This window comes from Comamonas sp. UBA7528 (assembly GCF_002479375.1).
Taxonomy (GTDB): Bacteria; Pseudomonadota; Gammaproteobacteria; order Burkholderiales; family Burkholderiaceae_C; genus Comamonas.
Window position 1 is genome coordinate 147,221 of the sequence record NZ_DLMU01000015.1, and the last position, 15,416, is coordinate 162,636.

Here is a 15,416-nt window from a genome sequence, read left to right on the forward strand (position 1 = left end):
CGTGTCAAGCCCCTCAGACGGACTGCGCCCACGCGCCAGCCCTGCTTTCAGCCTATCCACCGAGGGATTCCACCGCATGAACCGCCGACCGCTTCACCCCCAGCCCACCGCCACGGCGCGGGCCACCCAGTTGCTGTGCGCCAGCCTGATCGCTTGCGCCACGGCCTTGCCCGCCCTGCCCGCACTCGCCCAGACCAGCACCGCCCAGGCACAGCGTAGCTACACCATTCCCGCCGGCACGCTGGCCTCGGCCCTGAACCGCCTGGGCCGTGAATCCGGAGCGCTGATCAGCTTTGCCCCCGATCTGGTGGCCGGCCTGCACACCAGCGGTGCCCAGGGCACGCAGGGCGTGGCCCAGGCCCTGGCGGCCCTGCTGGCCGGCACCGGCCTGGAAGCCGTGCCCGACGCCAGCGGCGCCTACGCCCTGCGCCGCATCCCCGAAGCCGCCCAGCGCAGCAGCGGCGCGGCCACCCTGGCCGAGGTCAAGGTGACGGCCGCCGCAGCGGTGCAGGATGGCACCACCGAAGGCACGGGCCGCTACACGGCCGCCGGCCCCAGCGGCGCTGCCACCGGCCTGGCGCTGACCTTGCGCGAGACCCCGCAATCGGTCACCGTCTTCACCCGCCAGCGCATGGAAGACTTCAAGCTGCAGACGCTGACCGATGTGATGGAGCAGACACCCGGCCTGACGGTGAGCCGCCAGAACCAGATGGTCACGTACAACGTGCGGGGCAGCACCGCCAATCTGCAGGTGGACGGCGCGCGCCAGCTCTCCAGCGGCTGGGGCTTCAACACCCACACGCTCTACACCATGGACGACCTGGCCGACATCGACCGCGTCGAGGTGCTCAAGGGCTCGTCCGGCCTGATGAATGGTGACGGCAACTACGGCGCCACCATCAATCTGATCCGCAAGCGCCCGACCAAGGAGTTCCAGGCCCATGTGGAAGCCAGCGCCGGCAGCTGGGACAGCTACCGCACGGATGCCGATATTGCAGGTCCGCTGAACGCCGAAGGCAGCCTGCGCGGGCGGCTGGTGCTGTCGGAAAAGCGCGCCCGCGGCTTCCGCGACTACGAGGACTCCAGCGGCCGCATGGTCTACGGCACGCTCGAATACGACCTCTCGCCCGACACACTGCTGAGCGCCGGCGTCACCTACCGCGAACGCACGCTGCGCGGCTCGGGCGCCACCACGCCCATCCAGGCCTATTCCGGCACCGGCGCCTTTGTCGGCTGGATGCCGCGCTCCTACAACAACGGTGCGCGCTGGGCCGGTTACGAGCAAAAGGGCCTGAACCTGTTCACCCGGCTGGAGCACAACTTCGGCCAGGGCTGGAAGGCCAAGCTGCAACTGGTGCACGAGGAAATCGACGTGCCCGAGCAACTGCTGGGCTATATGAACAACGCCCTGCCGGGTGCTGTGAACTTCGGCCGCTACGGCGATAACACGACGCGCAACCAGAGCATCCAGCTGGACGTGCAAGGGCCCTTCTCCCTGTTCGGCCACCAGCACGACCTGCTGCTGGGTGCCGGGGCTTCCAAGAGCCGCATCAACCTGCAGCGCGGCAGCGGCGCCAACACCACGCTGGGCGCGCTGGGCCTGGACTATGCCCAGGGCGGCGGTGCGCTGCCGCATGTCGACCTCAGCGGCCTGACCTATTCCAACGACCTGTTCAGCCGCAAGCGCAACTATGTGTACGCCGCCGGCCGCTTCAGCCTGGCCGACCCGGTCAAGCTGATCGTCGGCGCCCGCGCCACCAATTACGACCAGAAGGATGTCTCCGACGTCAGCTGGTACAACTACGACCTGCACGAACGCGGCGTGGTAACGCCTTATGCCGGTCTGGTGGTGGATGTGGCCCGCGACGTGTCGCTGTATGCCAGCTACGCCAGCATCTTCCAGGCCCAGAGCGCCAAGAACGCCAGCGAACAGACGCTGCCGCCGGAAGAAGGCAAGACCTATGAAGTCGGCGCCAAGGGCGAGTTCTTCGACAAGCGCCTGAACGCCAGCGCCGCCTACTTCTGGATGAAGACCGACAACACGGCCGAGACCGTGGGCCAGACGCCCGCAGGCGAAACCATCTCGCGCGCCGTCAGCGGCGTGACGCGGCGCGGCTGGGAGCTGGAGCTGTCGGGCGAGCTGGCCCGTGGCTGGCAGCTGCAGGGCGGTTTTGTGATGAACAGCAGCACGCTGGACTCGTCCAGCACCACGCCCAAGTACCAGTTCAAGCTGGGTACCACCTACCAGTTCCGCGATTCGGCCCTGCAAGGGCTGACCGTGGGCGCGGCGACCCGCTGGCAGAGCGACATCTCCACCAGCCGGGGGGCGACCACGCTGCGCCAGGACGCCTACTGGCTGGTGGACCTGATGGCCCGCTACCAGGTTGACCGCCACTGGAGTGTGGCCGCCAATGTGAACAATGCGCTGGACAAGCGCTACTTCGCGGGCGTGACCAACTTCACCTCCCAGGGCCTGTTCTACACCTGGGGCGCACCGCGCAGCCTGAACCTCAGCGCGCGCTACGACTTCTGACGCACCGCTGCTTGCGCGGCCGAAGGCGGCGCAAGCAGCGGCACAGAAGCCATGGTCCCTCCCGGCGACCGGCGCTCTGTGCGCAGCGCGCCGGCGTTCACGGTGCGTGGCGCCCGATGGCAACGGCAGTGCGGCAGATATGGCAATCTGTCAGACTGTGCCGCCTGCCCTCTCCGCACCCGCCCCGACCATGTTGACCTACGCCGATATCCAAGCCGCCGCCACCCGCCTGCGTGACCAGGTGCTGCAGACGCCCTGCGTCGAATCCGAGACGCTCTCGCAGATCGTGGGCGCACAGGTGTTCCTCAAGTTCGAGAACCTGCAGTTCACGGCCTCCTTCAAGGAGCGCGGTGCCAGCAACCGGCTGCAGCTGCTGAGCGCCGAGGAAAAAGCGCGCGGCGTGATCGCCATGAGCGCCGGCAACCACGCCCAGGGCGTGGCCTACCACGCACAGCGCATGGGCGTGCGCGCCGTGATCGTGATGCCGCGCTTCACCCCCGGCGTGAAGGTGGAGCGCACCCGCGGCTTTGGCGCCGAAGTGGTGCTGCACGGCGACACCCTGGAAGAAGCACGCCAGCATGCGTTCCAGCTGGCCAAGGAACAGAACCTGACCTTTGTCCACCCCTTCGACGACGAGGCCGTGGCGGCCGGCCAGGGCACGCTGGCCCTGGAAATGCTGGCCGCCCAGCCCGATCTGGACACCCTGGTGGTGGCCATCGGCGGCGGCGGCCTGATTGCCGGGGTGGCCACGGCCGCCAAGGCACTCAAGCCCGGCATCCGCGTGGTGGGGGTGCAGACGCAGCGTTTTCCGTCCATGCTCAACGCCGTGCAGGGCACGGACCTGCCCATGGGCCAGTCCACCATCGCGGAAGGGATTGCCGTGGCCACGGCCGGCACCATCACCCGCGAGGTGGTCAAGCAGCTGGTGGACGAGCTGCTGCTGGTGGACGAAGGCGATATCGAGCAGGCCGTGCTGATGCTGCTGGAGATCGAGAAGACCCTGGTCGAAGGTGCGGGCGCTGCCGGTCTGGCCGCCCTGATCCGCCACCGCGAGAAGTTCACCGGCCAGAAGGTGGGCCTGATCCTGTCCGGCGGCAACATCGACCCGCTGCTGCTGGCCGCCATCATCGAGCGCGGCATGGTGCGCTCCGGCCGTCTGGCGCGCGTGCGCGTCAGCGCACGCGATGTGCCCGGCGTGCTGGCCCAGATCACCGCCACCGTGGCCGCCGCCGGCGCCAACATCGAGGAAGTCCACCACCAGCGCGCCTTCACGCTGCTGGCCGCGCAGAACGTGGAAATCGACTTTGTGCTGCAGACCCGCAACCAGCAGCATGTGGAACAGGTGCTGGAAGCGCTGCGTGCCGCCGGCATGCAGGCGGCACGCGCCTGAGATCCGTCGGTACCGTGGCGCTCCGTCCCCTGGCTACGGGGCGGAGTGACGGTACCCGGCGGTGGAGCCAGCCTGCCACGCCCCCGGACCTGCGCCGTGGATAACCCTGTAGCCGGGCCATGCCATCCCTTTCACAATGGTAGGACGAACGAGGTCTGCGTGGCGCACCCGCCACCTGGTTGTCCGACTGCCCGCAAGGAGTGAACGCATGAGCCATGACCCCGCTGCCCACGATGCGCAGCCCCAGATCAATCCCGACGACGCCGCCGAGGCGGTGGTGCCCCTGATTCCCATCGTGCTGCCGCTGGTCGGGGCCGTGATGATGTTCCTGCTGGCCTTCATCGCCGTCAACATGGCGTGAACCGCATCCCCCTTCGACACCCGCCCCGCAAGGGGCTTTTTTCATGCCGGCGATTTTTGACTCACGCATATACCTATGCATATGAGACATAGTTTTACGGCTTGTCCTACTGGCTTTTTGCAGCCGCCTTCCTAGAATGACTTTCCCGGCGCCGGTCATCGGCTGCCTGATAGCGCCCGCAGTGCATCTTATGGACGAGCTGCTTTGCCCAACCGCCCCTGGCTGGTACGCCCCGCGCGTGCCCGGTTCGGCAAAACCGTTTACCCACTATCAGGAGATCCTTCGATGAACGCCCTCGCCCCCCAGGCCCTGCAGTTGCAGGCGCCCGCCTTCGTGAAAAACCCCAAGCTGATCGCCTGGGTGGCCGAAATGGCCGCACTGTGCAAGCCCGCCCGGATCCACTGGTGCGACGGCTCGCAGGAAGAGTACGACGCCCTCTGCCAGCAACTGGTGGACGCTGGCACGTTCAAGAAGCTCAACCCCGCCAAGCGCCCCGGCAGCTTCCTGGCCTGGTCCGACCCGTCGGACGTGGCACGCGTGGAAGACCGCACCTACATCTGCTCGGCCCGCAAGGAAGATGCCGGCCCCACCAACAACTGGATGGCCCCGGCCGAGATGCGTGCCACTTTGCAGCCGCTGTTTGACGGCTGTATGACAGGCCGCACCATGTACGTGGTGCCGTTCTCCATGGGCCCGCTGGGTTCGCCCATCGCCCACATCGGCATCGAGCTGTCCGACAGCGCCTATGTGGCCGTCAACATGCAGATCATGACCCGCATGGGCAAGGCCGTGTACGACGTGCTCGGCACCGACGGCGAGTTCGTGCCCTGCGTGCACACCGTGGGCGCCCCCCTGGCGGCCGGCGAGACCGACAAGACCAGCTGGCCGTGCAACCCCACGACCAAGTACATCGTCCACTACCCCGAAACACGCGAAATCTGGTCCTACGGCTCGGGCTACGGCGGCAACGCCCTGCTGGGCAAGAAGTGCTTTGCGCTGCGCATCGCCTCCACCATGGGCCGCGACCAGGGCTGGCTGGCCGAACACATGCTGATCCTGGGCGTGACCAACCCCGAAGGCCAGAAGTACCACGTGGCGGCGGCCTTCCCCAGCGCCTGCGGCAAGACCAACTTCTCGATGCTGGTGCCGCCCACCGGCTTTGAAGGCTGGAAGGTCACCACCATCGGTGACGACATCGCCTGGATCAAGCCCCAGGCCGATGGCTCGCTGCGCGCCATCAACCCCGAAGCCGGTTATTTCGGCGTGGCACCGGGCACCAACCTGCTGACCAACCCGAACTGCATGCAGAGCCTGGACAAGAACGTCATCTTCACCAACGTGGCGCTGACCGATGACGGCGACGTGTGGTGGGAAGGTCTGGAAAAAGACCAGGGCAAGCTGCCGGACCACCTGATCGACTGGAAGGGCCAGGACTGGACCCCGGCCATCGCCAAGGAAACCGGCGCCAAGGCCGCACACCCCAACGCCCGCTTCACCGTGGCCGCCACCAACAACCCCGCGCTGGACGCAGCCTGGGATGACCCCAAGGGCGTGAAGATCGACGCCATGATCTTCGGCGGCCGCCGCTCCACCACCGTGCCGCTGGTGACCGAAGCCCGCAACTGGACCGAAGGCGTCTACATGGCCGCCACCATGGGTTCGGAAACCACTGCCGCCGCCTTCGGCGCACAAGGCGTGGTGCGCCGCGATCCGTTCGCCATGCTGCCGTTCGCCGGCTACAACATGAGCGACTATTTCCAGCACTGGCTGAACCTGGGTGCCAAGATCGAAGCCCAGGGCGCCCAGCTGCCCAAGATCTTCACCACCAACTGGTTCCGCAAGGACGCCGACGGCAAGTTCGTCTGGCCTGGCTACGGTGAGAACATGCGCGTGCTGAAGTGGATGATCGACCGCATCGAAGGCCGTGCCCAGGGCCAGCAGACCGCTTTCGGCGTGGCTCCCACCTATGGCGAAATCAACTGGACCGGCCTGGACTTCAGCGCCGACCAGTTCGCCAGCGTGACCAGCATCGACAAGGCCGCCTGGAACGAGGAAATGCAGCTGCACACCGCCCACTTCGACCAGCTGGCCTACAACCTGCCGCAGGAACTGCTGGCCACCAAGAAGGCGCTGGAAGCCCGTCTGGCCGCCTGAAGCCGGTCCTTCCCAGGCGCTTCGCGGTGCAGATGCTTCCGGTATCTGCATGCGACAGGCGCCTGCAAAGCCAAAGGAGCGTGCTGTGCACGCTCCTTTTTTCATGGCATGAAAAAAAAGCCACGGCCTGGTGGGCGGTGGCTTTGGTGCGACGGGCGGCTGCCAATGCAGCACCCTGTGCGGGAAGACAGTCAGCGTATCAACGTTCCTGGCGGTCCATGGCGCGGGCCAGATCGGCCATCAGACGGGCGTCCTGCAGGGCCATGTTCCAGGTGCGTTCATCTTCTGCCGCCATGCGGCGGCTGTTTTGCCAGGCACGCAGGCCCTGGCGCAGCGACACCAGGCTGCGGCGCACGGAGGACATGCTCAGCGCCCAGCCGGCCAGCGCCAGCACCCACAGCAGCATGCCCACCAGCAGGGCCGAGCCTTCGCCGGCCGACGCAAATGCGGCCAGCAGGGCCATTACGGCCACCAGGGGCCAGACAAAGGAAAAATGTGCAGAACGGCGCACGGGGGCAGCCGCTTCCTGGACCGGGCGGTACTCGGCGGTCAGGGAAATTTGCTCGGCACCGGGGTGCACGACACAGTAAGAGTTGTAGATGAAATTGCTCATGGCAGTAAAACCCCTTGGGACATCGCTTGTGGCGAAATGCTGGGCGATGGAAGAACTATAGGGTTTACCCCATGCATATTCAAATTTATATTTTGAATCTACAGTATTCATATCAGTGATGACAACGCCATGACACCGCTTAACTTCCGCACCCTGGACCTGAACCTGCTGCGCGTGTTCGACGAGGTCATGTCCGAACGCAGCCTGACCCGCGCCGCCGAAAACCTGGCCATCACCCAGCCCGCCGTCAGCAACGCCATGCGCCGCCTGCGCGATGCCATGGGCGACGAGTTGCTGGTGCGCCACGGCCAGGGCGTGCAGCCCACACCCCGCGCCCAGGCGCTGTGGCCCGTGGTGCGCGAAGCCCTGGCCAGCCTGGCCGACAACCTGGCGCCCGAACGCTTTGACCCCGCCACCGCCAAGACCACGCTGGTGCTGGTGATGGCCGACGCCACTGCGGGCACGCTGATTCCGCACCTGCTGGAGATCCTGGAGGTGGAAGCGCCCGGCGTGACGGTGCGCATCCTGCCGCTGACCACGCGCGACCCGCGCAGCCTGCTAGACGAGGAAACCGCGGACCTGGCCATCGGCAACTTTCCGGCCGTGCTGGCCGATCTGACGGCCCGCGCCCAGTCCGGTGCCCTGGTGGCCTACGAAAGCCGGCGCCTGTACGACGGCCAGTACGTGGCCGCCATGCGCCGCGACCACCCGCTGTCGCGCCAGCCGCTGACGCTGGAGCGCTACTGCGCCGCGCGCCATGCGCTGGTCAGCTTCTCCGGTCGAGCCTGGGGCTTCATCGACGAAGCCCTGGCCTCGCTGGGCAAGAAGCGCCACATCGCGTTGACGGTGAACCAGTACGGCACCGCGGCCCGCGTGGTGGCGCAGACCGATCTGGTGACGGTGATGCCGCGCCACTTCGTGCCCATCAGCCACATGGCCGAGGAGCTGCACATTGCCAAGCTGCCGCTGGACGTGATGGCCGTGCATGTGGATGCGCTGTGGCACAAGCGCGGCCCCAACCGCCCGGCCTACGACTGGATGGTGCAGGCCCTGGGCCGGGCCGCGCAGCAGGCGCTGGCATTGCAGCACCCGCTGTAACCCGCCGCAACGGCGCGGTGCGACATTCCGGGACAATAGCGCTCCATGCGCATCCAGCTTTTGTCCGACCTGCACTTGGAAGTGCATCCGCAGTTTGTTCCGGAACCCGCCGCCGACGCCGATGTGCTGGTACTGGCCGGCGATATCGGCTCCTACCAGGACGGCAGCCTGTTGCAGGACGACTGTTTCGGCCTGGAACGTTTTTCGCCGCTGCCGCAGTATGCCGGCTGGCCCTGCCCGGTGGTGTTTGTCCCCGGCAACCATGAGTACGACGCCCAGGACTGGGATGCGGCGCACGCCCGCTTGCGCCGCATCTGCGACCGGCTGGGGCTGATCTGGCTGGAGCGCGACACCGCCGTGCTGGACGGCGTGCGTTTTGTCGGCACCACGCTGTGGACCGACTATGACGCCATCGCCCTGCTGGACGACCAAGTGCAGGCCGGCGACATGGGCCGACTGCTGAAGCTGCGCGACAAGTCCTTTCGCGCGGCCAACTTCTACCTGCAGAAAACCGGCGGCACCCGCCATGGCGCACCGTTTCTGGCGGCCCCCATGCGCGAGCAAGCCCTGGTGTGCCAGGAATGGCTGCGCACGGCCCTGGCCCAGCCTTTTGATGGGCCCACCCCACTTCGCCCCCAGCCTGCGCAGCAGCGACCCCCGCTACGGCATGGTGCCCGGCACGGCCGGCTTCTGCAATGCGCTGGACGATCTGCTGCCCTGTGCCCAACTGTGGCTGCACGGGCATTTGCACACCCCAGTGGACTACACCGCCCAGGGCTTACGGGCCGATGGCAGCGCCTGGCAATGCCGCGTGCATGCCAACCCGCTGGGCTATGCACGCAAGGGGGAGCAGGACAAATTCCACCCTGCGCAAAGCTTGGCCCTATGATGCATTGCAGGCGCAGGGCCTCCGCCTTCAAAAAACATGACATGCGTCAAGACAACAAGCAGCCATCCGCAATAACCTGTGCCTGTTCACTCATGGAGAAACCGTCATGAAGATTCTGCTTGCTGTCGATGGCAGCCCCTACACCAAGAAGATGCTGGCCTACATGACCACGCACGAAGAGCTCACTGCCGGCACCCATGCCTACAGTGCGATCACGGTGCAGTCGGCTCTGCCCCCCCGCGCCCGCGCCGCCCTGGGCAAGGAAACCGTGGACGCCTACTACGCTGAAGAGTCGGCCAAGGTGCTGGATCCGGTGTGTGAATTCCTGGCCCGCCACAACGTCCAGCCCACGCGCATCGCCAAGGTGGGCCCCGCCGGTGAGGCCATTGCCAAGGAAGCCGTGGAAGGCAAGTACGACCTGATCATCATGGGCACCCACGGCCATGGCGCGCTGGGCAAGCTGGTGATGGGTTCGGTCAGCACCCAGGTGCTGGCCAACTGCGACGTTCCGGTGATGCTGATTCGCTGAGGCGCCTGCCCCTGCATGGCCCGCATACGCCTGCGGGCCATGCACCACAAAAAAACCGGCCCCTCGGAGGCCGGTTTTTTTGTGCTCGGGAACCACTGCAACGGCGGAAGCTACGGCTGCCGCTGCGCCGTCAGCCCACGGCCAGCATGCCTTTCTTGGCCGGTTTGGCCTTCTGGGACAGTGGCAGGTATTCCGGTGAGGCGTGCAGCGTGGCCATGCAGGTCTTGACGCACCACTCCACCACTTCGTCGTGGCTGTAGGCCTGGGTGTGCATCAGCGCGTCCACCATGGGATCGACGGCGCGGGTCATCAGCATCTGCCGGGCCACCAGCAGGGGCCAGCCGGGGTGGATGTGGCCGGCTTCCTGCGCCTGCACAATCCATTCTTCCAGGCGCGTGCTCAGGCCCTGCAGCGCCAGCTGGTAGGGCTCCGAAGCCTTGAGCGCATGGCGGATTTCGGACTTGCGCTCGGCCAGCAGCGGCGCATCGGAATTCAGCTGCGCCTGCAGCACCCAGCGCACAAAGGCCTGCAGCCGCTGGCTGGGGCCCATGCGGGCGGGCAGGCCGTCCAGGAAACCCTGGGCACGTTCCAGACCCCGCACCATGACTTCACAGCACAGGTCTTCCTTGCCCTTGAAATGTTTGTACAGCACGGCCTTGGCCATACCGGCGGCTTCGGCCACCTGGTCCAGCGTCATGGCGTCATAGCCCCGCTCGCTGAGCAAGCGGGTGCACTCTTCCAGAATGGCCTCCTTGCGGGCCCTGTGCATCATGTCCCGGAAGGAGACGTGGCTGAAGGACGGTCGATGGGACACGGTCAGATTAATATTTGTTACATATGGATCGAAATTAACACCGGACCTGTTTGCGATCAGTCAGACAACGGCTCACCTTTCTGAACAATTGTCTTTGAGGTTCACTTTTGAGCCTTGGAGCAAGGCGTCCGTCAATTGCTGCAGCAGGCTGGAGTCCAGGTTCCAGCAATGCCAGTACAGGTCGATGGACAGCATCGTACCCGGCGCGACGTCGACCAGCCGCCCATGTGACAGACGGTCGCGCACCAGCAGTTCCGGCAGCACGCCCACCCCCCAGCCGGCCTCCACCGCCCGCACCTGGGCTTCGGAATTGGGCAGGTAGAGGCTGTTCAGCACCACCTGCGACAGGCCCAGCAGGCGCGCTACGAACTCGCTTTGCATATCGTCCTTGCGGTTGAAGCACAGAAACGGTACGCGGTGGAAGTTGTGGGCGTTCAGCCCCTGCGGCAGGTGGGCGGCCGCATACTCGGGCGCCGCCACGGCCAGATAGCGCATGGCGCCCAGCGGCTGCACGCGGCAGCCCTGCAGCGGCTGGCGCAAGGTAGTCACGCAGCCCAGCACCTCCCCGGAGCGCAGCCACTCCTGGGTGAAGTCCTGGTCGTCCGTGATCACTTCCAGTGCAATCCCGGCGCGCACCAGCGGCGTCAGCGCCTCCAGGGCCCAGGTGGCGATGCTGTCGGCATTGACTGCGACGGCCAGGCCCACCCCGGCGCCGGAGCCGGCCGTGTGGGGCGCCAGGGTCTGCATGTCACGCGCCAGATCGGCCCGCAGCAGGCGCAACTGCTGGGCATGCTTGAGCAGCAACTGCCCGGCGCGGGTGGGCCGCAGGGGCCGGCTGCGCACCACCAGCACCGATCCGGCCTGTTCCTCCAGCGCCCGCAGGCGCTGCGAGACGGCGGACTGCGTGACATGCAGGCGCTGCGCGGCCTTCTCGAACCCACCGGTTTCCACAATGGCGGCCAGGCACTCCAAGGCCACCGGGTCCCAATGCTGCATCGCGTCTTCTCCTGCGTTGTATTAGCTGCGCTTATGGATTCACAAGGAATGTAATCCGGCTTGGCGTCCTGCGGGTGGCACACCACACTGCGCTCCATGAAAACCATCATCCTCGGCGCCGGCATCATCGGCATCAGCACCGCATGGCACCTGCGTGCCCGCGGCCACGACGTGATCGTCATCGACCGCCAGGCCGAGGCAGCGCAGGAGACCAGCTTCGCCAACGCCGGCCAGATCTCGGTCAGCTACTGCGAACCCTGGGCCAACCGCGAAGCCCCGCTGAAGGCGCTGAAGTGGATGTTCGACGCACAGGCGCCGTTGCTGTTCCGTCCCCAGCTGGACTGGCAGCAGTGGCGTTGGGCGCTGCAATTCCTGGGCCAGTGCAACGACCGCGCCTTCGCGCGCAATGTGCAGCAGATCGTGGCCCTTGGCGCCTACAGCCACACCGCCCTGCAGCAGATGGTGGCGGACACCGGCATCAGCTACCACCGGCTGGAGCGCGGCATTGCGCACTTCTATTCCAGCGCCCAGGCATTCGAGGAAGCCGGCGAGGCCGTGGACATCATGCGCCAGCACGGCGTGCAGCGCCAGCTGGTCAGCCGCGACGAGCTGCTGCGCATCGAGCCGGCCTTCATGCCCTACAAGGACCAGATCTTCGGCGGCACCTTCACGCCCACCGATGAAAGCGGCGACGCCCGCGCCTTCACCCAGCAGCTGGCCCAGCTGTGCGCGCAGCGCGGCGTGCAGTTCCTCTACGGCCACGATGTGCTGCGCCTGAACCAGGCGGGCGGCGAGGTGCAGTCCATCACCGTGCGCCAGCGCCTGGACGATGGCCCGGGCCGTGAACAGACGCTGACGGCCGACAGCTTTGTCGTGGCCTGCGGCAGCTACAGCGCGCCGCTGCTGCGCACCGTGGGCGTGGATCTGCCCATCTACCCCGGCAAGGGCTACAGCGCCACCTTCCGCATCCTGCAGCCCGATGCCGCGCCGTTCGTGTCGTGCATCGACGACGCGCGCAAGATTGCCATGAGCCGTTTCGGCGACCAGCTGCGCGTGGCCGGCACCATCGAGCTGGGCGGCTTCGACCTGTCGCTGGACAGCCCCGTGGCCCAGGCCCGCTGCCGCATGCTGAGCGAGCGCATCGAAGAGATACTGCCCGGCGTGTGCGACACCCGCTCCGAAGCCGAAGGCGGTCAGCCCCACTACTGGTGCGGCCTGCGCCCGGCCACGCCCACCAACATCCCCTTCATCGGCCATACCGGCGTGGGCAGGCTGTGGGTCAATGCCGGCCACGGCACCCTGGGCTGGACGCATGGCGCCGGCTCTGGCAAGGCCCTGGCGGCGCTGATTTCCGGCGAGCGCCCGGCCATGGACTTCGGCTTTCTGGGCCAGGGCCGCGACCCCGTCGCCTGGCACCAGCGCCCGGTCGAGGCCTGAGCGGGACAGACCCGGCCGGGCGGCCTGCCGGCTGGCCACCGCCGCAGCAGCCGCTGTGGCCGCGGCGGCCAGGAACGGCCATCTGACATTCGGCTTTCGCTGCGCGCACCGCAGTGTCCGCGCGACACGCCCGCCCCGCCGGCGCCGCTACCATCGGCGCATGCGCAACGACCACTATCTTTTCCTGACCGCCTCGGCCCGCGAGCCCCATGTCATCGGCAACACCGAGTGGCTGGCCCGCGAAGCCGCCCGCCACCTGCCGGACGACGTGCAGCAGACCTGGGTGCATCTGGCCCAGGAGCCCATCCCCGCTTTTGTCGATGTGCGCCACAGCGCCGGAAACTACCCTGCGCCCGAAGGCCGCATGGCCGATCTGCTGCAGGCCACGCTGGATGCCAGCCACCTGGTGCTGGTCTGCCCGGTGTACTGGTTCAGCCTGCCCACGGCCGTGAAAGCCTATCTGGACCACTGGAGCGGCTGGCTGCGCGTGCCGGGGCTGGACTTCAAGGCCCGCATGGCCGGCAAGCCGCTGTACCTGGTCAGCACCGGGGGCGAACGCCGCAAGGCCCAGCCCTCCATCGACGCGGCCCAGCTGTGCGCCGAATTCATGGCCATGCCCTGGGGCGGGGCCTTGTGGGGCAAGGGTGGCGCCCCCGATGCGGTGCAGGCCGACACCAACGCCGTGCAGGCGGCTGCCGGCTTTCTGCAGCGCGCTTGATCCGCATCGGGGGCGGGGCCTTGCACGGACCGGACAACCGGTCCGCTGCACTGCACGCCATAATGGCGGGCGCTGCTGCCCGCTTGACCGGCATCAATCCTTTTTGACCACCATCCGCCCTGCCCCTTGCTCGCTCCTGCCGCTTTTACCACCCGTGATTTCCGTCACGCCCTGGGCCAGTTCGCCACGGGTGTGACCATTGTCACCACGGCCGATGCCCTGGGGCGCCCCATCGGGCTGACGGTCAGCTCGTTCAACTCGGTGTCGCTGGATCCGCCGCTGGTGCTGTGGAGCATGGCCCACCGCGCCGCCTCGCTGCCGGTATTCCAGCAAGGCGGGCACTATGCCATCCACGTGCTGGCCGCCGGCCAGCAGGAGCTGGCCCAGCGCTTCGCCACCCGCGGCGTGGACAAATTTGCCGGCGTGACTTGGGAAGCCAACGGGCAGGGTGTGCCCCTGATCGAAGGCGCCGCCGCCGTGTTCGAATGCAGCAACCGCAGCCGCTATGACGAGGGCGACCACACCATCTTCGTGGGCCTGGTGGAGCGCTGCCAGCACCTGCAGGGCGTGCAGCCCCTGATCTACCACGGTGGCCATATGTACGCCAAGCACGGCCTGCCGCCTGCGCCCTACACCGACTGAGCCCGGCCCGCAGCCCGCCCGGTCCCCGGAAAAACAAAAAGCCTGGCCCCATAGGGGCCAGGCTTTTTTTGCAGGTCGGGCAGACCGACCGGCGGCTCAGCGCTGGGCGTCGGGCAGCTCGATCTTCACTTCCAGCACTTCCAGGTTGTCCTGGCGTTCCAGCTGCACCTTGATGTCGCTGGGGTCGATCGACACGTACTTGGAGATCACCGCCATCAGCTCGCGTTGCAGCGCAGGCAGGTAGTCGGGTTGGGCATTGGAGTTGCCCACGCGCTCGCGCGCCAGAATGATTTGCAGGCGTTCCTTGGCGACCGAAGCGGTTTTCTTCTTCTCGCCCAAAAGCATGGAGATCAGGGACATGCCGACTTACCTCCCACCAAAGATGCGCTTGAAGAAACCGGGCTTTTGCGCGTCAATGAAGCGCATGGGCTTGTCTTCACCCAGGAAGCGGTCCACCACGTCCTTGTAAGCCTCGGACACATCGGTGCCCGGCATGTGCACGGCCGGCACGCCCTGGTTGGAGGCCTGCAGCACGGTTTCCGACTCGGGAATCACGCCGATCAGCTCGATGCGCAGAATGTCCTGGATGTCCTCCAGCGACAGCATCTGGCCGTCTTCCACGCGGTTGGGGTTGTAGCGGGTGATCAGCAGGTGTTCCTTGACCGACTCGCCCTTGGTGGCGCGGTCGGTCTTGGAGCTGAGCATGCCCAGAATGCGGTCCGAGTCGCGCACAGACGAGACTTCGGGGTTGGTCACCACCAGCGCCTCGTCGGCGTAGTGCATGGCCATCAGCGCCCCGCTTTCGATGCCGGCGGGCGAGTCGCAGACGATGAATTCAAAGTCCATGGACGCCAGATCGTCCAGCACCTTCTTGACGCCGTCCTGCGTCAGCGCTTCCTTGTCGCGCGTCTGCGAGGCTGCCAGCACGAACAGGTTCTCGCACTGCTTGTCCTTGATCAGGGCCTGGTGCAGATTGGCTTCGCCCTGGATCACATTGATCAGGTCATAGACCACGCGGCGTTCGCAGCCCATGATCAGGTCCAGATTGCGCAGGCCGACGTCGAAGTCGATCACTGCAGTCTTGTGGCCACGCAAAGCGAGGCCGGAAGCAAAGCTGGCACTGGTGGTGGTTTTGCCCACACCACCTTTGCCGGAGGTCACAACGACGATTTTGGCCATGTTTGCAGTTTTCCTTAGAGACTGATTGCGTGGTTCTTGTGTACGGGTCAGTCGGGGCTGTTC

The 15,416-nt window shown here is 66.5% G+C and carries 14 protein-coding genes and 1 pseudogene; 10 read left to right on the top strand and 5 right to left on the bottom strand.

Going from position 1 to position 15,416, the window contains the following annotated elements; genetic code table 11:
* The first annotated feature begins 76 nt into the window (after positions 1-76).
* The 4 genes from B3349_RS19080 to B3349_RS19095 all read left to right on the top strand — a co-directional run bounded on the left by B3349_RS19080 (position 77) and on the right by B3349_RS19095 (position 6,438).
* Positions 77-2,533 carry a TonB-dependent siderophore receptor gene (locus tag B3349_RS19080; RefSeq protein ID WP_291591117.1) on the top strand — a complete coding sequence of 819 codons (2,457 nt, stop codon included), beginning with the start codon at positions 77-79 and terminating at the stop codon, positions 2,531-2,533.
* A gap of 190 nt (positions 2,534-2,723) precedes the next feature.
* Positions 2,724-3,923, top strand: a complete 1,200-nt coding sequence (locus B3349_RS19085; RefSeq protein ID WP_291591119.1) for a threonine ammonia-lyase — start codon at positions 2,724-2,726, stop codon at positions 3,921-3,923.
* Between the two features lie 208 nt (positions 3,924-4,131).
* Positions 4,132-4,284, top strand: a complete 153-nt coding sequence (locus tag B3349_RS19090; protein ID WP_172591880.1) for a hypothetical protein — start codon at positions 4,132-4,134, stop codon at positions 4,282-4,284.
* Between the two features lie 285 nt (positions 4,285-4,569).
* Positions 4,570-6,438, top strand: a complete 1,869-nt coding sequence (locus B3349_RS19095) for a phosphoenolpyruvate carboxykinase (GTP) (protein ID WP_291591122.1) — start codon at positions 4,570-4,572, stop codon at positions 6,436-6,438.
* 199 nt (positions 6,439-6,637) lie between these two features.
* On the opposite strand, the gene B3349_RS19100 is transcribed toward B3349_RS19095, so the two are convergent.
* Complete coding sequence (locus B3349_RS19100; RefSeq protein ID WP_291591124.1) at positions 6,638-7,051, bottom strand: hypothetical protein; 414 nt, start codon at positions 7,049-7,051, stop codon at positions 6,638-6,640.
* Between the two features lie 129 nt (positions 7,052-7,180).
* Here B3349_RS19100 and B3349_RS19105 point away from each other — a divergent pair, with 129 nt between their 5' ends.
* The 3 genes and pseudogenes from B3349_RS19105 to B3349_RS19115 all read left to right on the top strand — a co-directional run bounded on the left by B3349_RS19105 (position 7,181) and on the right by B3349_RS19115 (position 9,567).
* Positions 7,181-8,149, top strand: a complete 969-nt coding sequence (locus B3349_RS19105; RefSeq protein ID WP_066538601.1) for a LysR family transcriptional regulator — start codon at positions 7,181-7,183, stop codon at positions 8,147-8,149.
* 45 nt (positions 8,150-8,194) lie between these two features.
* Positions 8,195-9,038 (top strand): annotated as a pseudogene (locus B3349_RS19110) (metallophosphoesterase).
* A gap of 106 nt (positions 9,039-9,144) precedes the next feature.
* Entirely contained in the window at positions 9,145-9,567 is a 423-nt protein-coding gene (locus B3349_RS19115) for a universal stress protein (RefSeq protein WP_066538597.1), read from the top strand.
* 130 nt (positions 9,568-9,697) lie between these two features.
* Here the strand turns inward: B3349_RS19115 and B3349_RS19120 are convergent, their stop codons facing one another.
* Together B3349_RS19120 and B3349_RS19125 are read right to left on the bottom strand one after the other, a co-directional pair.
* On the bottom strand, positions 9,698-10,381 hold the full coding sequence (locus B3349_RS19120; RefSeq protein ID WP_291591128.1) for a TetR/AcrR family transcriptional regulator: 684 nt from the start codon (positions 10,379-10,381) through the stop codon (positions 9,698-9,700).
* Between the two features lie 72 nt (positions 10,382-10,453).
* On the bottom strand, positions 10,454-11,377 hold the full coding sequence (locus tag B3349_RS19125; protein WP_291591130.1) for a LysR family transcriptional regulator ArgP: 924 nt from the start codon (positions 11,375-11,377) through the stop codon (positions 10,454-10,456).
* A 96-nt stretch (positions 11,378-11,473) separates the two neighbouring features.
* Between B3349_RS19125 and B3349_RS19130 the strand changes: the two genes are divergently transcribed.
* The 3 genes from B3349_RS19130 (at position 11,474) to B3349_RS19140 (ending at position 14,174) form a co-directional block, all read left to right on the top strand.
* On the top strand, positions 11,474-12,814 hold the full coding sequence (locus tag B3349_RS19130; protein ID WP_291591132.1) for a D-amino acid dehydrogenase: 1,341 nt from the start codon (positions 11,474-11,476) through the stop codon (positions 12,812-12,814).
* 160 nt (positions 12,815-12,974) lie between these two features.
* Complete coding sequence (locus B3349_RS19135; RefSeq protein WP_291591134.1) at positions 12,975-13,532, top strand: NAD(P)H-dependent oxidoreductase; 558 nt, start codon at positions 12,975-12,977, stop codon at positions 13,530-13,532.
* A gap of 126 nt (positions 13,533-13,658) precedes the next feature.
* Positions 13,659-14,174, top strand: coding sequence for a flavin reductase family protein (locus B3349_RS19140; protein WP_291591136.1), 516 nt, complete (start codon positions 13,659-13,661; stop codon positions 14,172-14,174).
* A gap of 96 nt (positions 14,175-14,270) precedes the next feature.
* On the opposite strand, the gene minE is transcribed toward B3349_RS19140, so the two are convergent.
* Together minE and minD are read right to left on the bottom strand one after the other, a co-directional pair.
* Positions 14,271-14,534 (bottom strand): cell division topological specificity factor MinE, encoded by a 264-nt coding sequence (gene minE, locus B3349_RS19145; protein ID WP_291591138.1) that lies wholly within the window; start codon positions 14,532-14,534, stop codon positions 14,271-14,273.
* A gap of 6 nt (positions 14,535-14,540) precedes the next feature.
* Complete coding sequence (gene minD, locus B3349_RS19150; protein ID WP_291591139.1) at positions 14,541-15,353, bottom strand: septum site-determining protein MinD; 813 nt, start codon at positions 15,351-15,353, stop codon at positions 14,541-14,543.
* Positions 15,354-15,416: the final 63 nt, after the last annotated feature.